This window comes from Sphingomonas sp. TF3 (assembly GCF_003985085.1).
Lineage (GTDB): Bacteria > Pseudomonadota > Alphaproteobacteria > Sphingomonadales > Sphingomonadaceae > Sphingomonas.
Window position 1 is genome coordinate 79,189 of record NZ_RWKS01000001.1, and the last position, 17,610, is coordinate 96,798.

14 protein-coding genes are annotated in these 17,610 nt (G+C 66.2%); 8 read left to right on the plus strand and 6 right to left on the minus strand.

What is annotated here, in order from left to right; genetic code table 11:
* The first annotated feature begins 54 nt into the window (after positions 1–54).
* The 5 genes from EJC47_RS00385 (at position 55) to EJC47_RS00405 (ending at position 8,262) form a co-directional block, all read left to right on the plus strand.
* Positions 55–1,398, plus strand: a complete 1,344-nt coding sequence (locus EJC47_RS00385; protein WP_126845020.1) for a spinster family MFS transporter — start codon at positions 55–57, stop codon at positions 1,396–1,398.
* A gap of 214 nt (positions 1,399–1,612) precedes the next feature.
* Positions 1,613–3,133: an AMP-binding protein gene (locus EJC47_RS00390; RefSeq protein WP_185867505.1), complete on the plus strand. Its 1,521-nt coding sequence runs from the start codon at positions 1,613–1,615 to the stop codon at positions 3,131–3,133.
* The gene (locus EJC47_RS00395; protein ID WP_126845022.1) at positions 3,130–5,310 is read left to right on the plus strand and encodes an acyl-CoA dehydrogenase; all 2,181 of its coding nucleotides are present in this window, start codon (positions 3,130–3,132) and stop codon (positions 5,308–5,310) included. The genes EJC47_RS00390 and EJC47_RS00395 overlap by 4 nt, the downstream gene beginning before the upstream one ends.
* A gap of 2 nt (positions 5,311–5,312) precedes the next feature.
* On the plus strand, positions 5,313–6,101 hold the full coding sequence (locus EJC47_RS00400) for an enoyl-CoA hydratase/isomerase family protein (RefSeq protein WP_126845023.1): 789 nt from the start codon (positions 5,313–5,315) through the stop codon (positions 6,099–6,101).
* 205 nt (positions 6,102–6,306) lie between these two features.
* On the plus strand, positions 6,307–8,262 hold the full coding sequence (locus EJC47_RS00405) for a flavin-containing monooxygenase (RefSeq protein WP_185867506.1): 1,956 nt from the start codon (positions 6,307–6,309) through the stop codon (positions 8,260–8,262).
* Here EJC47_RS00405 and EJC47_RS00410 read toward each other — a convergent pair.
* Positions 8,217–9,026: an IclR family transcriptional regulator gene (locus tag EJC47_RS00410; RefSeq protein WP_126845025.1), complete on the minus strand. Its 810-nt coding sequence runs from the start codon at positions 9,024–9,026 to the stop codon at positions 8,217–8,219. The two genes, EJC47_RS00405 and EJC47_RS00410, sit on opposite strands and share 46 nt — an antisense overlap.
* Positions 9,027–9,253: 227 nt before the next feature.
* Here EJC47_RS00410 and EJC47_RS00415 point away from each other — a divergent pair, with 227 nt between their 5' ends.
* Positions 9,254–10,024 (plus strand): alpha/beta hydrolase fold domain-containing protein, encoded by a 771-nt coding sequence (locus EJC47_RS00415; protein WP_185867507.1) that lies wholly within the window; start codon positions 9,254–9,256, stop codon positions 10,022–10,024.
* 44 nt (positions 10,025–10,068) lie between these two features.
* Entirely contained in the window at positions 10,069–10,890 is an 822-nt protein-coding gene (locus EJC47_RS00420; protein ID WP_185867508.1) for an SDR family NAD(P)-dependent oxidoreductase, read from the plus strand.
* A 47-nt stretch (positions 10,891–10,937) separates the two neighbouring features.
* On the opposite strand, the gene EJC47_RS00425 is transcribed toward EJC47_RS00420, so the two are convergent.
* Complete coding sequence (locus EJC47_RS00425; RefSeq protein WP_126845028.1) at positions 10,938–13,322, minus strand: TonB-dependent receptor; 2,385 nt, start codon at positions 13,320–13,322, stop codon at positions 10,938–10,940.
* A 250-nt stretch (positions 13,323–13,572) separates the two neighbouring features.
* Between EJC47_RS00425 and EJC47_RS00430 the strand changes: the two genes are divergently transcribed.
* Positions 13,573–14,832 (plus strand): Rieske 2Fe-2S domain-containing protein, encoded by a 1,260-nt coding sequence (locus EJC47_RS00430; RefSeq protein ID WP_126845029.1) that lies wholly within the window; start codon positions 13,573–13,575, stop codon positions 14,830–14,832.
* Between the two features lie 54 nt (positions 14,833–14,886).
* Here EJC47_RS00430 and EJC47_RS00435 read toward each other — a convergent pair whose 3' ends face one another.
* The 4 genes from EJC47_RS00435 to EJC47_RS00450 are packed head-to-tail and all read right to left on the minus strand — an operon-like array spanning position 14,887 to position 17,496.
* Positions 14,887–15,339, minus strand: a complete 453-nt coding sequence (locus EJC47_RS00435) for a MaoC family dehydratase (RefSeq protein ID WP_126845030.1) — start codon at positions 15,337–15,339, stop codon at positions 14,887–14,889.
* A gap of 5 nt (positions 15,340–15,344) precedes the next feature.
* Positions 15,345–16,265, minus strand: a complete 921-nt coding sequence (locus EJC47_RS00440; RefSeq protein ID WP_126845031.1) for an SDR family NAD(P)-dependent oxidoreductase — start codon at positions 16,263–16,265, stop codon at positions 15,345–15,347.
* Positions 16,266–16,270: 5 nt separating this feature from the next.
* Complete coding sequence (locus EJC47_RS00445) at positions 16,271–16,690, minus strand: Zn-ribbon domain-containing OB-fold protein (RefSeq protein WP_126845032.1); 420 nt, start codon at positions 16,688–16,690, stop codon at positions 16,271–16,273.
* Positions 16,690–17,496, minus strand: a complete 807-nt coding sequence (locus tag EJC47_RS00450) for an enoyl-CoA hydratase/isomerase family protein (RefSeq protein ID WP_221885146.1) — start codon at positions 17,494–17,496, stop codon at positions 16,690–16,692. The genes EJC47_RS00445 and EJC47_RS00450 overlap by 1 nt, the downstream gene beginning before the upstream one ends.
* Between the last annotated feature and the right edge of the window lie 114 nt (positions 17,497–17,610).

Consider the following 17,610-nt stretch of genomic DNA (forward strand, 5'->3'; position numbering starts at 1 on the left):
GCCACAGCCGGGCGAGATACGGGGTGTTCAGCTAAGCCAAAAGGAAGGCAGGTGATGTCCGATCGCGTTGACGCCGATACCTTGCCGCGCCATCCGACCCTGCCAAGCCCAGCCTATTCGAGATACGCCATCGGCCTGTTGATGGTCGTGTACATGCTGAGCTTCCTCGACCGCCAGGTGCTTTCGATCCTCGCCGAGCCGATCAAGCGCGACCTCGGGCTGGCGGACTGGCAGGTCGGCGCCTTCAGCGGCCTGGCGTTCGCATTATTCTATACGCTGGTGGGCATCCCGGTAGCGCGGCTGTCCGAGCGCGGGCATCGGCCTTACATCATCGCGGCGGCAATCAGCGTCTGGAGCCTGTTCACGATCCTGTGCGGCTTCGCGCGGAGCTTCTCGCACCTCGCGCTGGCGCGAGTCGGCGTCGGCACCGGCGAGGCGGGATGCACGCCTCCGGCACTGTCGCTGATCGCGGACTATGTGGCACGCGAGCGGCGATCGTCGGCGGTTGCGATCTATATGGCCGGCGCGCCCGCCGGCGCACTGCTCGGCATGGTTATCGGCGGCCTCGTCGCGAGCCACTGGGGATGGCGGACCGCATTCTTCGTCGCCGGCGCGCCGGGCATCCTGGTTGCGATCCTCGTCGCGCTCACCTTGTTCGAGCCGCGCCTCACCGCGCCGGCGCGGCCTGCCCCGGCTGCGGGGGAAAGCAAGGAAACGTTCACATCGACGTTGAAGGTCCTGCTGGCCAAGCGCACCTATCGCTTCATCGTCGCCGCGGTGACGATGAAGGCATTCCTCCAATACAGCGTGCACGCCTTTCTCGGATCCTTCTTCTTCCGGAATCACGCGGCCGAGCTCGCCTCGATGGCAAGCGGTTTCGGGCTCAAGCCGGTCGGCTTTCTGGGGATCATGCTGGGGCTCGTCCTCGGCCTGTCCGGCGTGGTCGGATCGGTCCTTGGCGGCAGATTCGCCGATCATTTCGCCCGCCGCGACATTCGCGCCCATATGACGATCCCGGCCATCGCGGTGCTCATCGGCACGCCCTTCTACGTCGCCGCCTTCCGGGTCGATTCGCTGGCGCTGGCGTTCGCCTTGCTGCTCGTGCCGGGCACGCTCAACGCGATGTATTACGGCCCGGCTTATGCGATCGTCCAAGGGCTGGTTCAGCCGTCGATGCGCGCCACCGCCACTGCCGTTTTGCTATTCGTGATCAGCCTGGTGGGTCTGGGGTTCGGCCCGCTCGCAGTCGGCGTGCTGAGCGACGTGCTGGCGGCGCGGGGTCTCGGCGAAGCCGGCGGCATCCGCTGGGCGCTTACGCTCTCGGTTCTGGTCGCGATACCTGCGGCGCTCTGTTTCCTGGCGGCTCGCAAGAGTTTGAAAGCCGATCTCGTGAGCTGACACCACCGACCATGCCACCAAGAGCCGTCATTCAACAAAGCTCGGCCTTAAGACGACCTGCATTCGGCAGGAGAGGATAGCGATGAATTTCAAGCAAGCCCTGGCCGCTCTCGACAGTGCACCGCATTGGCGGAAACGCGCGCCCTATCTGGAGGCCTGGCGCCAGGCCGGCCTTCACAGCGCGAAGCTTACCGGCGAGCGGATCGCCGAGCGTGTGGCGGAAAATCCCGACATCCCCATCGTCTTCGGATCGCGCGAGCGCCCGTCGCAGGCAACCGCCGCGGAGCTGCTTCGCGAGAGCTACGAAGTCGCCGCCGCATTCCACCGTCTCGGGCTGCGCGAAGGCGACGTGCTGGTGTCGCAGATGCCGAATTGGCGCGAAGGCACGCTGACCCTGCTCGCCTCGCTTCACCTCGGGCTGATCTTCGTGCCGATGGTCCACATCTACGGATCGGCCGAAATGACCTTCATCATCAATACCGTCGGCGCCAAGGCCGTGGTGGTTCCCGATCGCTGGAAGAAGATCGATTACGGCGCCCGCATCGCCGGGTTCGGCGACGTGCCGACGCTGGAGCTGGTGATCGTCGTCGGCGACGAGCCGATGCCGGGCGTGGTCACCAGATGGCGCGATCTCGAGCGCGATGCCATTCAGCTTCCCGCGCTGACGGCGACGTCCGACGACCCGTGGCTGATCATGTTCACGTCGGGCACGACCTCGGCGCCCAAGGGCGTGGTCCACACCCACAACAGCTTCGGCGCCGAGGTGCCGCTGTTTCCGACCGTCCCGTCGCCGGCGGGGCGCGCCAAATTGCTGCCGCTGCCGGCCGGGCATAGCGCCGGAGTGATCGCGGCGCTGCGCCCGTTCCTCGCCAGCGACGCGTGCCTGATGATGGACGCGTGGGACGAGGAGCTGGCCGTCGAGCTGATCAAACGCCATCGCCCGGATCGGGCCGGCGGCGTGCCGTTCATGATTTCGTTTCTGCTGGACCGGGCGGCCGAACTCTTCCCCAATGGCCTCGTCCAGCTGTCCGTCGGCGCGGCCAGCGTGCCCTCGACGCTCATGCAGCGCTGCGAGGAGCATGGCTGGCCCGGCACGCGCACTTATGGCTCGACCGAGCACCCGACGATTTCCGGCGCGATTCCTTCCGATCCGTTCCAGAAACGCGCCACCACCGATGGCCGCCTGCTGGCGGGGGTGGAGGTCCGGCTCGTCGACGACGACGGCGCGACGGTGGGCGAGGATGTGCCCGGCGAGATCGTCAGCATGGGCCCCGAGCTGTTCAAGGGCTACCTCGACCCTGCGCACAACGCGGGCGGCTTTGCCGAGGATGGCTGGTTCCACACGGGGGACATCGGCCAGCTCGATGCCGACGGCTATCTGCGGATCGTCGATCGCAAGAAGGACATCATCATCCGCGGCGGCGAGAATATCTCGTCGAAGGAAGTCGAGGACGTCCTGACGCTTCACCCGGCTGTCGCCGAGGTCGCGGTGGTCGCATGGCCCGACGAGCGGCTTGGCGAGAAGGTCGGCGTCTTCGTCCGGCTCAAACCCGCCGCCGCACTTTCCATCGACGACATCGCGGCGCACTTCGCGGCTGCCGACATCGCCCGCCAGAAGACGCCCGAGCGCCTTGTCATCGTCGATGATTTCCCGCGCACGCCGGCCGGAAAAATCTTGAAGACGGAGCTGCGCGAGCGTGTCCGATCGCTCGCCCAGGAAGGGACCCCCGCATGAATCTCGAACTGTCCGAAGATCAGGAGATGCTGAAGGACGCGCTCACCCGCGCGTTCGCGAAAGCCTCTCCCCCGGCACGAATTCGCGAAGCCGAGGGTTCCGGCCACGACGCGGTCACCTGGCAGGCGTTTGTCGAAATGGGCCTGCCATTGCTGCGGGTTGCGGAAGCGCATGGCGGCGCCGGCGCCAGCCTGATGGACGCCGTGGTCGTCGCCGAGGTGTTCGGTGAGTTCGCGCCGGTGATCCCGGCGCTCGACGTCATTGTCGCCGCGCGCCTGCTGGCGCGTCTCGGCGGCAATGTGGCCGGCATCGCCGAAGGCAAGATCGCCGCACTCGCCCTGCGCCCCGGAGACGGTGCCGCGCAGCTGATCGCCGCGGCAGGCGTTTGCGACAGCGTCCTGTTCGTGAGCGGCGCGGAAGTGCGGGTCGCCGCCGGGCCCTTCGGGGAGCCGGAAGCCAATATCGGCTCGAGCGCGGCACGCCGGATAGTGCTGGGTCCCGATATCGGCACGGCGCTGGCATCGGGGCCGGACGCGGTTGCCGCGTATGAGGCGGCGATCGACGAATGGAAGCTGCTTAATGCCGCCGCCACGGCGTCCGCCGCGCGCAAGGCGATCCTGCTCGCGGCCGACTATGCCAAGGAGCGCCATGCCTTTGGCCGGCCGATCGGCGGCTATCAGGGCCTCGCGCACCCGCTGGCCGAAGCGCATTGCGAAGTCGAGGGCGCGGCGCTCCTCGTATGGCGGACCGTCGAGGCGCTGAGCAACGGCACCGCCGAAGCCGGCGCGATGGTGCGGATGAGCGCGTGGTGGGCGGCCGAAGCCTGCCGTCCCGCCGTGATCAAGGCGATGCGCGTGTTCGGCGGCTATGGCATGACCATGGAATATGACGCGCAGATCTATTTTCGGCGCGTCACGCAATGGTCGTTGCTCGCGGGCAATCCCGACGACGACCTGCCGGTGATCGCCGATCGCTTGTGGTCCGGAGCGGCGGCCGCGCTGCCGGACGCCGGCGCCACGGCGATCAGCTTCGAATATCCGGAAAGCGCGCTGCAGATCGCGGCCACGGTACGCGCGATATTCGCCGACCATGCCACGTTCGAGCGGCGCGAGCAGCAATTCGTCTCCGACGATTTCTTCGATCCCGAACTGTACCGCAAGCTCGCGGCGATCAATTTGCTCTATCCGGACTGGCCGGTCGAACATGGCGGGAGCGCCTGCGATCGCTTCTCGGTTTCGGCGATCAAGAAGGTGTTCACCGAATTCGACTGGGGCCATGTCGTCATTTCGGTATCGGACATGCTGGGCAAGATGGTGCTCCATTTCGGCTCGGAGGAAGCGAAGGCGGAAATCCTGCCCAGGCTGGCCGCCGCCGAAGCCTATGCCGCATTGGGCTATTCGGAGCCGTCCTGCGGCTCGGACATCTTCGCCGCCCGCACCAAGGCGGTCCGCGATGGCGACGATTGGGTGATCGACGGACAAAAGATGTTCACGTCGCAGGGGCATCTCGCGCAATATGCGCTGATGCTGACGCGAACCGGCGAGGACAAGCATGGCGGCGTGACGCTGTTCGCGCTGCCGCTCGATGCCGCGGGCTATCGCTGCGACGAGATCAAGACGATCGGCAACGAGCGGACCAACACCACATTCTACGAAGGCGTGCGCGTTTCCGATGTGTACCGGCTGGGCGAAGTCAATGGCGGGGTGAAGGTGCTGGCCGCGGCGCTGACGATGGAGCAGGGTTCGGGCGACCATTATGTCGGGGCGATCAAGAACATGCTGGAGGGCGCCGTGGAATGGGCGCGCGGCGCGCAGCGCGGCGGCGGGCCCGCGATCGAGAATCCGGGCATCCGCGCCGGGCTGGCGCGCTCGGCGGTGCGCCTCGAAGTGGTCGACGTGCTGAGCCGCCGGACCGCCTGGGGGGCCGGCGTAGACAAGCCCCGCAAGCATTACGGCCCGACCGCAAAGCTGTTCGGCAGCGAAAGCTGGGTGAAGTGCGGATCGGAACTCATGGCCCTCGCCGCGCCCGATACGCTGCTGCAAGGCTTTACGGCGACGGGACGGATCGAGCAGGACTATCGGCGCTCGGTGCCGAGCACGATCTACGCCGGCACCAGCGAGGTGCAGCGCAGCATCGTGGCGGAGGCGGGCCTTGGCCTGCCGCGAACAAGGACCTGACGATGGCCGACACGCACACCATTTTGGAGCGCCAGGGAGCGATCCTGACCTTCGCCTTCGATCGGCCGGACAAGTACAACGCCTTCACCCGGCCGATGCTGGCGGCGTTGCGGGATGCGTTCGAGACGTTCGCCAACGATGCCGATCTGCGCGTGCTGCTGATCCGCGCCACCGGCCGCTATTTCTCCTCGGGCATGGACGTGACCGCGCTTGGCGCCGGGCCGGCGGACGAAGGGCCTTCGGGGTTTCGCCGGCGCTATCGCGAAAGCGCCTGGCATCAGCTCTATGACGAGTTCGAAGCGATCGAGAAGCCGATCGTCGTGGCCCATCAGGGCCCGTGCCTCGGCGCCGCGCTGGAGATGTCGCTGTCGTGCGACTTTCGCCTCGCGAGCGACGCCGCGCATTATGCGCTTCCCGAACTCAACATGGGCATGATCCCCGGATCCGGCGGCACCAGCCGGCTGGTGCGGATGATCGGTGGGCATTGGGCGCGTTATATGATCATGGCCAATCGCCCGATCGGCGCCGATCAGGCGCTGACGGTGGGCCTGGTCCACGAGATTTATCCCGCGGCCGAGTTCGACCGCCGCGTCGACGAGTTCTGCCTCTCGCTGGCCGGGCAGCCCCCCGAAGCGCTGGCGGCCGCCAAGCTGGCGATCGAGCTCGCCGCCGACCTCGACCGCACCCAGGCGCGCAACGTCGAACGACTGGCGAACAGCAGCCTGTTCGGGCGCGAGGAGCAGGCGCGCGTCTTCGCAGCGCTCCGCGCACGCTTTTCCAAATCCAGCTGAAATACTTCGAACAGGCGCCGGCAAAATACCTCACGATCTCGGTCGTCTTACGACGATTTATCCGTCTATATGTAAAATAGTCCGTGCCCGTGTATTTGCAGCTAATAGCGCTGCACGATGTTGACGAAGCCGAACCGATGCATGATTTTCGATTTTGTCGCCTATGACAATTATAGATATTCTATATCAACTTGGGAAGCGCGGCATGAATCGCGAATTCATTCGTAAGGCCGTTGAAGAGGCCGACCTCAACGCATTGCGCCTGGCGCTCCTGCAAGCCACTGGCGATCCGGAGTTCGCGTCGATCCCGGTCACGCGGATCGACGTGCGCGCCGGCGCGGGCACGACCTACGTCGTCGCCGAGGATCATCGCCAGCGACTGATCGAGCGGGCGGTCGAGTTCCTCAGCGACGATCTCGGCAAGCATGCGATCGGCGTGCCCAGCGACGAACATCTCCGCGCGATGATGGAGCTCGTCGCCGGCGGCAAACCGATCGGCGACAGGGATTTCGATATCCGCAAGCCGGTCCCGGCGTTCGATGCCTATCCGCGCTGCGCCAATTGGCGCGACGGGCCGGTGAAGCTTCCGGAGGGCTTCCAAGTGGTCATCGTCGGCGCGGGGTTTAGCGGCCTGGGCATGGCGGTCCAGCTCGAGCGCCTCGGCATTCCCTACACGATCTACGAACGCCGTTCGGAGATCGGCGGCACGTGGAGCATCAACACCTATCCCGATGCCCGCGTCGATACGCCCAGCGCGATGTACGAGTTCAGCTTCGAGAAGCTGTACCCCTGGACCGAGCATTTCGCCCGTCAGGCCGAGGTTCGCGCCTATCTCGAGCATATCGCCCGCAAGTTCGCCATCTTCGACAAGATCCGCTTCAATCAGGAGATCAAGGGCGGGCGCTTCGACGAAACCGACTCGCTGTGGCGGCTCGACATCGTCGATGAGGCCGGCGCGCAGAAATCGGTGGCCGCCAATCACGTCGTCAGCGCATCGGGCCTGTTCTCGACGCCCCGAGCGCTGGCAGTCGAAGGCGTGGACCGGTTCGAGGGCGAGATCGTCCACAGCACCGAATGGGACGAGCGGCACAGCGCCGCGGGCAAGACGGTGGCGGTGATCGGCAACGGCTCGACCGGCGTGCAGCTTCTCGACCGGATCTCGGACGATGCGAAGCGGACCTATGTGTTCCAGCGCACGCCGCAGTGGATTACCCCGCGCGAACGCTATGGCGAAGCGATGAGCGCCGGTGACAGCTGGCTGCGCCGGAACATGCCCTATTACTGGAACTGGACGCGCTACACCGGCACGCTGCCGGTCCTCAATCTATACCAGTTCCTCGTGCCCGACCCCGAATGGCAGGCGGCGGGCGGCCTGATCAACCAGCCGAACGACGCGCTGCGCGAGGCGATGACTCAATATATCGTCCAGCAGGTCGATGGCCGGCCGGACCTGGTCGAGAAGCTCGTCCCGCGCCACGCGCCTTTCTCGCGGCGCTTGATCGTCGACAATGGCTGGTACCGCTCGCTGCTCAAGGAGGATGTCGAGCTGGTCACGGCGCCGATCAGCCGCCTGACTCGCACGGGCATCGTCACTACCGACGGCGAAGCCCGCGATGTCGATATGATCGTTACTGCGATCGGCTTCAGCGTCGAGAAATATGTGTGGCCATCGGATTATGTCGGCAGAGGCGGGGTGCATCTTCAGGAGCGGTGGAGCCGGGACGGCGCCCGCGCCTATCTGGGCATGATGATCGACGGTTTCCCCAATTTCTTCGTGCTCTATGGCCCCAATTCGCAAAGCGTCAGCGGCGGCGGCGGCACGATCCCGACCCAGATCGAAATGTGGACCAAATATGTCGCGCAGGTGATCGTCGACACGATCGAGCACGGCCAAGCCGCAGTGGAAGTGACCCACGCCGCCTTCGAATCCTATAACGAACGCATGGACGAGGCCGCCACCGGGCTGATCTGGCTGACCGACACGGCATCCACCGACCGGAATTATTACGTCAAGGACGGGCGCCTGCAGGTCAATATTCCATGGCATTATCAAGTCTGGCACGAGATGCTGGCCAGGCCCGATCTTTCCGATATGGCATTGACCGGCGGGGAGCCTCAGGGGATCGCGGAATTCGCCTCGCCCGTCAGGCTATCGGCATAGCGGCGCAGTTGTGCGCCGAGCTCCGCGGTTCGCGGCTCCATATGTTCGGGTTGGCCGGCCAGGCCGAGCACCAGCTGGATGCCGGCGGCCGGACGCGGCAGCGCCAGCGCGATCGAGAACAGCCTGTCGCCAAGCCCGCAGGCGAAACCCCTAGCCCGTGTCGCATGGACGGACGCGCGAAGCTCTTCACGGAATGCGTCGTCGATGTGCCGGGCCTCGGGCGTGCGGTCGATCCATCGCTCGATCTCGCGGTCATCGTGCGCGGCGAGAAAGGCCGCGCCCAGCGTCGAGCTCGTGATCGATACGCGGCTGCCCTTGCGCACCAGCCCGCTCAGCCCCGGCGGCGTGGCCACGTCCACCAATTGCAGCCACCCGCCCTGCGGCGCGGCGAGCGTGACGATCTGGCCGGTTCGCACCGCGACCGACGCGACCAGCTTGCTCAGCGCGTCCCCGCCGAAATAATTCTCGGCCAGCCAGTTGGCGAAGCCCATCAGCCGGGGCGAGGGGCGATAGACCTTTCCCTCGGCATCAATGAGAAGATAGGCGGCATCGACCATCGACTTGAGCAGCTGATCGGCGCTGGACGGATGCAGATCGAGCGCGTGCGCGATATCGGTCGCGCGCAGCGGGCGGCGCACCGCCGCGAAATGCTCGAGCACATCGAGCGCGCGCACCGCCGATTTCGAGATGTTCCGGCGCTCGCCGGGGTGCCGGATATCGCTGCTGGTGTGCCGGACGCTGCTGTCATGGGGATCGTGATCCATCGCGCCCTCTCCTACCTGCGAAACGCGCGCTTGTCCCCTGTGACGGGTGTTGAGCGCGGGCGATCGGGGCGCCTATTCCAGCCTTCGGAATCTCTAATGCCGCAGAGGCGGGGATGTCGCGACCAATGAACGATCCGGGACCCCACACGCCGACCGCACCCTCCTTCGAGCTGTCTCCGCCGAGACCCGGATCGCCCGCGCCCGACGCCCTGCGCGAACGGCGCACCATGTCCCTGCCCGGCGGATACCCGGTCGATGCGCGCATCGTCACGCGCGAGATCCAGCTCGGGCCCTTGTCGGGAATCTCCTGTACGCCGCCCGATGCGCACGGGGTGCTTTTCCACATGCATGGCGGCGGCTTCCGGCTGGGCTCTCCGGCCCGGAGCCAGCCCTTTGCCGCGACGCTGGCCGCGCGGCTGGGCTGCACCGTCATCCTGCCGGCTTATCCGCTCGCCCCCGAAAACCCGTTCCCGGCGGCGCTGGCCGGGTTGCGCAAAGCGCTGGCGTCGGTGCAGGCGGACGGCCCGCTGGTGATCGGAGGCGATTCAGCGGGCGGCAATCTCGCCGTCGGCCTGTGCCTGCTCGGTGCGGCGGCCGATGCGTTGTTCCTGATCTCGCCCTGGCTAGACCTTCGCGTGGTTTCCGATGGCTATGATCGCAGCGCTGCGACCGACCGGCTGTTTTCCCGCGCCATGGCGATAGAGGCGCGCGACATGTACCTTCAGGGGCATCCGGCCGACGATCTCCTCGCCTCCCCGCTCCTCGCCCCGCTCGATGCCTTGCCGGACAGTTTCGTGCTGGCCGGGGGCGTCGAGGTGCTGCTCGACGATAGCCTGGCCTTCGCGGCGCGGCTCGCCGCTGCCGGCGTCGACGTCGAGTGCCGCATCGTTCCCGACATGCAGCATGTCGCGCCGACCTTTGGCCCCGACTGGCCCGGCGCGGCGGCGGGGCTCGAGGCGGGCATCCAGTTTCTGAAGCGCCAGTTCGCGCGGCGATAAACCCCGCCGCCGTCATCAAGGCGGCGGCAAGAAGGATGAAGAGAATGACTGGAACCACCGACATGTTTGGCCTGTCCGGCAAGACGGCGATCATCTGGGGCGGAGGCCAGGGCATGGGCGAGAGCTCCGCAATCTATCTCGGCCGTGCCGGCTGCCGCCTGGCGATCGTCGATGTGAACGAGTCCCGCGCCGGGGAAGCCGCCGCGCGGCTGGCCGCGCAGGGCCTCGACGCGATCGGGCTGGTCGCCGACATCACCAACGAAAGCGACGTCGAGCGCGCCACCGACCAAGCCGAAGCGGCGCTGGGGCCCATCGATATCATGGTGACGATCGTCGGCGCATCGAGCTGGAAGCCCTTGCTCGATGTCACCGACGCCGATTGGTCGCGCGAACTCGATCTCAACCTCAAATCGGTGCTGTACAGCGCGCGGGCGGCGGCGCGGCGGATGTTGGCGTCGGGGCGCAAGGGCACGATCATCGCCGTCAACTCGGTCAGCGGCCTGACCTCGGCGCCCTTCCATGCCCCTTATGGTGCGGCAAAGGCCGGCCTGATGAACCTCGTCCGGTCGATGGCGGTGGAATGGGGTCCGGACATCCGGGTGAATGCCGTCGCGCCGGGAACGATCGTCACCCAGCGGCTTCCCAAACAGGCGTCCGAAGACGATCCCGCCAGCCCCTTCCGCCGCCGCATCCCGCTGCAACGCCGCGGCACGACCGACGAGATCGGCAAGGGCGTCCTGTTCCTCGCCTCCGATCTCGCCAGCTATGTCACCGGGCAGACCTTGCCGGTGGATGGCGGCTGGATGGCGGCCTGGCTGTTCGACGTGCCGACCGAGGCGTCGCGGCCGACCAAGCTGGCGGAATAAAAAAGGGGCGTTCAACCGAACGCCCCCCCCTTTGCCTGTACGGATACCTAGAAGGACACCCGCAATTCGACGCCGCCCATCCGCGGCGGCCCCGGCCACGCGCTGAGCAGGCCGATCACGTTCACCAGCGCAAACTTGCCGGCATAATATTTCTCGTTGGTGAGGTTGGTGACGAACGCCCCGAGATCGAACGGCGCACCGAACGGCCGGCGCCAATCGGCGCGCGCGCTGACAAGGCCGTAAGCGTCGGTCACGCCGACCGTATTGAGGCACCAGCGCTCGATATTGCCCGGGCCGCAATTCAACGAATTCGAATCCGTGGTCTGGACGCTGCTCTGGTAGCTATAGGTCATCGACACCGATGCCTCGCCCTTGTCCGGCGACATCGGAACGTTCAGCTTGGCCGTCCCGGTGAACATGTGTTCCGGCGCATAGGAGAAGCGCGCGCTCGAATTGTCGACGGTAACCGGCCCGCCGGTGGTGTTGAACACGTTGCTGTAGCTGTCGTAGCGCGATCGGGTGAGCGCATAGGATGCCGACAGCGTCACGATCCGGTTGATGTTGATGTTGAGGTCGGTCTCCACGCCGTAGACATGCGCTTCGGCGGCGTTGCGATCCTGCGCGGCGGTGACGCCGTTCAGCACCAGCGTGATGTTGCGCTGGAGATCCTTATACGCACCGTAATAGCCGGCGACGTTGAAGCGGACCGAGGTGTCGCCGAAATGGAACTGGTTCTTCGAGCCGATTTCAACGTCGTTGACCAATTCGGGGCGGACGTCCGGCGAGGTCGCGGATCGGGCGGAACCGGCACGGTATCCGCGGCGATGCGCCACATAGACCAGATTGTCCGGCGTGAACTGATAGTTCAGGCTGATATCCCAGGTCGGCTGGGTGAACTGCGCCTCGGTCTTGAACGAGCATAGCGAACGATCGGTCAGGTTGGCGATCACCACGGGCACGCCGCTCGCCAGGCACACATAAGGCTGGGTGACCGTTGCCGACAGCGCCCGCTGCTGGCGGACGTGCGAGTCGATCGTTCGCGTATCCTTGGTGATCCGCCCGCCGAACGAGAGGCTCAGGCCCTGGGCGATGCCCGGCAACTTGATATTGGCATGCGCGAACGCCGAAATGCTGTCGTTCTTGCCTGTCAGGTCGGTGAAGTTCAGCGGAAGCGCGTTGAAGGTCTGCGCGTTGGTGAAATCGTCGCCCTTCTCGGTCGAGTAAAAGGCGCCGAGGACGTAGTCGACATTGCCGTTCTCGCCCTGGAGCTGCAATTCCTCGCTGAACTGGGTGCCGTTGTAGCTGCCGAAGGTGTTGAAGATTCCCAGGCCGGAACCGTCGGCAAAGGTGCTGAAATTATTCTCGATATCGCGATAGGCGATGATGTTTTTCAGGCGCGCCGAACCAAGCAGGCCGAGGTCCGAGCCGAGCTCGATCGTCGTATTGTTCTGGATCGACAGCACCTTGTCCTTGTTCCGCGCCTTGAACAGCTCGCGATACTCGTAGAAGCCGAGTGCATTGCTGGCGGTGAGCTCGGCCTGGACGGCCGGGGCGAGCGCGGCCACGGGGAAGGTGCTGGAATTGAAGCCGATCAGCTTCGGCTGGAAACCGATGACGTCGCTATGGAAATAAGTGCCGATGAAATCGGAGGTGATGCCCCCGCCGGGGGTCAGCCGCAGCGTTGCGCGCAGCGAGGTGTTGTCCTCGTCCCAGCTGCGCTCGCCTGGCCGGAGCACGTTGCTGAAATAGCCGTCCATCTTGTGATATTTGCCGGCGACGCGAAGCTGGGCGACGTCGCTGATCGGGATGTTTACCATGCCTTCGAGGTCGCGCATGCCGAAATTGCCGGCCGAGACCTGGCCATAGCCCTCAAAGTCGCGTGAGGGAGCGTTGGGCGTCAACAGGATCGCGCCGCCAGTGGTATTGCGGCCGAACAGGGTTCCCTGGGGGCCCTTGAGGACCTGGACCGATTGCAGATCGAACACTGCCTGCGCCGAACCGGCCGAGCGCGCCGTGCCGACTTCGGCGAAATAGACGACGATCGCGGGATCGGCGGTGATGCGCGTCGCGTTCGCGCGCTGACCGCGGATCTGGTAGGCCGGCCGGGTGGTGCCCAGCGAAGTCGGAGTGACCGTCAGGCCCGGCGCAAGGCGCGGCAGATCGACGAGCGACTGGACATTCTGCGTCCGCAGCGTCTCGGTCGAAAGCGCCACCACGGAGACGGGGACGGCCTGAAGGCTTTCCTCCTTGCGGCGGGCGGTGACGAGGATTTCGCCGTCCTGTTCCGCGCGGGCAGCTTCCGCCTCGTCGCCCTGCGGCGCGGCTGTGACGGCGGGGCTCGTTTGCGCCAGCGCCATCGACGGCCAGGCGATCGCGCCAAGGGCTACGGAAGCACTCAGTGCAACCGCACGCGTCCTGGAAATCTTGGTCATGTTTCAGTCCTCTCCCGAGATGGCGGTTGGCGTCGCCGGTCCAGGCTTGGCGTGATTGTGAGCGGATTCCCCGCCGCCGAGCCCGTTGATCGAGCCCGCCACCAGGAAGCACCGCACTATTTCACGCGTACCTTTGTTCTGACCGAGACGTAGATCGACGGCCTTTGGGAACAATCCCCCCCGCAGGGGACAGACAGCGCCGGCACGGCGCGTAGGATCAGGACGAAGCGGATCGCCTGGGAGAGGGTAAATGCTGAGTCGCGAACAAAATGACGATCTCACGCGGGTCGAGGGCGAGGCGCCGATGGGCGCGCTGCTGCGAAGCTGGGCATGGTTTCCCTTCGCCATTTCCGCGCAGCTGGTAGCAGGCGAGGCGCCGCTGCGCGTCCGGCTCCTCGGCGTGGACTATGTCGCGTTCCGCGCGCCCGATGGGCGCATCGGCTTCATCGACGAGGCATGCCCGCATCGCGGCGTGTCCATGGCGCTGGCGCGAAACGAGGGCTGCGTGCTGCGCTGCATCTTCCACGGCTGGGCAGTCGACGTGACCGGCCGCGTCGTCGAGGCGCCGACGCACCAGGGCGACACCACTGCGTTCCTGAAAGGGATTCGCTCGCGCCAATATCCCGTGCGCGAACAGAGCGGCCTGGTCTGGGTGTGGCTGGGCGAGGCTCCGGCGGCCGACTTCCCGGACCTCCCCTTCTTCACGCTTCCCGACGACCATGTCTGGATGACCGTCACCAAGGTCGATTGCAACTGGCTGCAGGGCGTCGAAGGCTCGCTCGATTCGGCGCATGTCGGCACGCTGCACCAAAGCTGGGTGCCGCGTCTTGCCGCCAGCGTCTCGGGCGGCGCCACGATCGGGCTGGCACTCAAGGCGGTCGCTCCGCGATACGAAATCGCGCGCACCCCGTTCGGGCTCAGTGCCTCCGCGGTCAGGCCGCTGGAGGACGATTCCACTTATGTGCGGACCACGCAATTCGTCGCCCCCTTCATCAATCTGGTGCCCGGCACCGGCCGCAACGAAGGCTCGATCTTCATCGGCGTGCCGGTGGACGACACGCACCATTTGCTGTTCTTCGGATATTTCTCGGAATCGCTCGTGCTCGACGACGATTCTCCCCGCGTCCGCGCATTGATCGGCAACGACCGGCTCGATCCCCGCAACTTCGCGCCCTTCAAGGGATCGCGCGAGGACAATTGGGGACAGGACCGGGCCGCCATGGCGGCGGGCCATTTCACCGGCTTTACCGATAATCTGCTCGAGGAGGACATCGTCGTCCAGGTGAGCATGGGCCCGATCGTCGATCGCACCCGCGAGCATCCCTCGTCGAGCGACGTCGCGATCGTCCAGGCGCGGATGCTGCTGCTGCGCGCATTGCGCAACCACCGCGCCGGCTTGCCGCCGCTGGCACCCAATCATGGCGAATGGACTGCCGACGACGCGTTTCCGGTCGATCGCCTGGTCGCCGCGGGCGAGGATTGGCGCGCGGTTCCCGAACCGGCGGCCTGAACGCAGCAAGGCCGCCGATCGCCTGGTGATGGCGATCGGCGGCCTCGCTGGTATTCAGGGTACGTGGCGGAAGATCATCTGCGCGACGCAGGCCGGCTTATCCGCGCCCTCGCGCTCGACGGTGTATTCGACGATCGTCTGGAACATCTGGCCTACCGGCTCGAAGCTCAGGACCTTGGCCGTTACCCGCAGCCGCGATCCCACCGGCACCGTGCTCGGGAAGCGCACCTTTTCGTATCCATAGTTCAGGCCCATCTTGAAGCCGTCGAACTTGAACATGCCCTTGTTGAGGTCGGCGATCATCGACAGCGTCAGCAGGCCATGCGCGATGGTGGTGCCGAACGGGCCGGTCCTGGCGCGCTCGACATCGACATGGATCCACTGGCGATCGCCGCTCGCGCTGGCGAACTCGTCGATGCGCTCCTGGGTCACTTCCACCCACTCGCCCGGCCCAAGCGTCTTGCCGACCAGCCCGGGCAGCGACTCGCGGCTGAATAAGGTCGTCATCGCGCTCAGCCTCCCATCCGCAGGCCGGGCGCGCGCGTTCCGAACAGGTCGGTCGCGAGGATCTTGCCGATTTCCTCGGTCTTCCAGCGCTTGCCGCCGCTGGTGATGCCGGCCGCCTCATGCCATCCCTTGAGCACGGAGAGCCGATCGCGAACCGCGCGGATGCACTGGCCGCTGACCATCTGCGCCTCGTCGCTGGCAAGCCAGGCGACGGCGGGCGAGCCGAGCGACGGATCGAGCGGATCGAACTCGTCGGGACCGAAATCGTCGGGCTCCTTGGGTGCGCCCATGCCCAAGGTCGAGGAAATCCGCGTCAGCCCGCCCGGTGAGATAAGGTTGGCGGTGACGCCGATCGCGGCGAGCTCGACGGCGAGCGTCAGCGTCAGGCCGGCGATGCCCGCCTTGGCCGCGGCGTAATTCGTCTGGCCGAAATTGCCGAGAAGGCCGGCACCGGAGGTGGTGTTGATGATCCGGCCCGGATAGCGGCCGCTGCCGGCCTTGGCGACGGCGCGCCAATGCTGCGCCGCGGCCCGGCAGGTCAGCCACGTTCCGCGCAGATGCACGTTCATCACCAGATCGAAATCGTCCACCGACATGTTCCAGATCGCCTTGTCGCGGACGATCCCGGCATTGTTGACGACGATGTCGAGGCGGCCCCATTGGTCGATGCCGCGCTTGACCATCGCTTCGGCGGCAGCCTCGTCGCCGACATTGCCATAATCGGCGACGGCATCGCCGCCGCGCGCCTTGATGATGTCGACCACGACATCGGCGTCGCGCCCTTCGCCCTCGCCTTTGGCATTGCCGCCGAGATCGTTGATCACGACCCTCGCGCCCTGCCGCGCCAGCTCGAGCGCGTGACCGCGCCCGATGCCATGGCCCGCGCCGGTGACCAGCGCGACCTTGCCGTCCAGAATTCCTGCCATTGCTTCTAACTCCCTGCCGGACTGAACACCGGTATTGTCACGTCGTCTGAAATCGCTTCGAACCCGACCTCGACCGGCATGCCGATGCTGAGATCCTCGGGCGCGGCGCCGGTGATGATGGTGGTGACCCGCACGCCCTCGTCCAGATCGACCTGCGCCGCGATGTACGGCAGCTTGGCGTTGAACGGGGGCAGGTCGTTCACGAACACCGTCGACCAGGTATAGAGCGTGCCGCGCCCGCCCGCCGGCACGAGCGTCACTGCCTCGCTCCAGCAATGCGGGCACATCGGCCGCGGATAATAATGGATGCGCGCGCAGGAATCGCAGCGCCCGAGCATCAATACGCCTTGGCGCAATGCATCCCAGAACGGCCTGGTTTCAGCTTCGATCGTCGGCAGATCGAAACGCGGCGCGGTGCTTGCCATCAATACCCCCTGAACTGGACGGGACGCTTCTCGACGAACGCCGCCACGCCTTCCCTGACGTCCTCGGTCTTCCCGTTGATTTCCTGGGCCATGGCCTCGGCAAGGAACGCGCCCGCGCGATCGCTGTCGAGCGATGCGTTGAGCAGCCGCTTGGACAGGCCGATCGCAGTCGTCGCTCCCTCGGCCAGCCGGCGAGCCAGCGCATTCGCCTCGGCCTCAAGCTCGGCAGCGGCGCAAACCCGGTTGACCATGCCGAGACCCAGCGCGTCCCGCGCGGTCAGCCGATCGCCGAGAAAGGCGAGTTCCTTGGCCTTTTGCAGGCCGACCCGACGCGGCAGCAGATAGGCGCCGGCGGCGTCGAGCGCGAGACCCCGCAGCACGAAGGGCTGCGAGAACCAGGCCTCCTCGGCGGCGACGACCAGATCGCATGCAAGCGCGAGATGCGCGCCCATTCCCGCCGCCGGACCCTGCACTGCGGCGACCACCGGCTTGCCGCAATCCAGGATCGCCGCGATCAGCTTCTGCGCGCCGCCGAGCATGGTGCGCATCGTCGTGCCGACCGGCCGCGGCGTCGCCAGCGCTCCGGACATCCGGCTGACATCGGCGCCCGAGCAGAAATGCTTGCCCGTCGACTGGAGCAGAACGGCGCGCACCGCGATGTCCGCATCCGCCTGCGCGAAAAGCTCGACCAGCCGGTCGCGCGATTCGGGCGGGATCGCGTTCGCGCGTTCGGGGCGATTGAGCGTAATCCGCATGACGCCATCGGCGACATCGCTCAGCACCATATCAGCGGCGGCCTCGGCCAATGTGCAACCTCCCGTTCAACAGGCAGATTTCGGCTGCCCTGTACCGCAATCGGGGTTAGCGGGCACGCCGAGTTCCGGGCCAGTCCCCGTTACGGTGACAGTCAGCCGGCGAGA

What these genes read in the sequence shown, in the direction of transcription:
- EJC47_RS00415 (WP_185867507.1), top strand. Translation starts at nt 9,254, where the DNA reads ATGTCCCTGCCCGGCGGATACCCGGTCGATGCGCGCATCGTCACGCGC.
- EJC47_RS00430 (WP_126845029.1), top strand. Translation starts at nt 13,573, where the DNA reads ATGCTGAGTCGCGAACAAAATGACGATCTCACGCGGGTCGAGGGCGAG.
- EJC47_RS00385 (WP_126845020.1), top strand. Translation starts at nt 55, where the DNA reads ATGTCCGATCGCGTTGACGCCGATACCTTGCCGCGCCATCCGACCCTG.
- EJC47_RS00410 (WP_126845025.1), bottom strand. Translation starts at nt 9,026, where the DNA reads ATGGATCACGATCCCCATGACAGCAGCGTCCGGCACACCAGCAGCGAT.
- EJC47_RS00435 (WP_126845030.1), bottom strand. Translation starts at nt 15,339, where the DNA reads ATGACGACCTTATTCAGCCGCGAGTCGCTGCCCGGGCTGGTCGGCAAG.
- EJC47_RS00395 (WP_126845022.1), top strand. Translation starts at nt 3,130, where the DNA reads ATGAATCTCGAACTGTCCGAAGATCAGGAGATGCTGAAGGACGCGCTC.
- EJC47_RS00405 (WP_185867506.1), top strand. Translation starts at nt 6,307, where the DNA reads ATGAATCGCGAATTCATTCGTAAGGCCGTTGAAGAGGCCGACCTCAAC.
- EJC47_RS00440 (WP_126845031.1), bottom strand. Translation starts at nt 16,265, where the DNA reads ATGGCAGGAATTCTGGACGGCAAGGTCGCGCTGGTCACCGGCGCGGGC.
- EJC47_RS00400 (WP_126845023.1), top strand. Translation starts at nt 5,313, where the DNA reads ATGGCCGACACGCACACCATTTTGGAGCGCCAGGGAGCGATCCTGACC.
- EJC47_RS00420 (WP_185867508.1), top strand. Translation starts at nt 10,069, where the DNA reads ATGACTGGAACCACCGACATGTTTGGCCTGTCCGGCAAGACGGCGATC.
- EJC47_RS00445 (WP_126845032.1), bottom strand. Translation starts at nt 16,690, where the DNA reads ATGGCAAGCACCGCGCCGCGTTTCGATCTGCCGACGATCGAAGCTGAA.
- EJC47_RS00425 (WP_126845028.1), bottom strand. Translation starts at nt 13,322, where the DNA reads ATGACCAAGATTTCCAGGACGCGTGCGGTTGCACTGAGTGCTTCCGTA.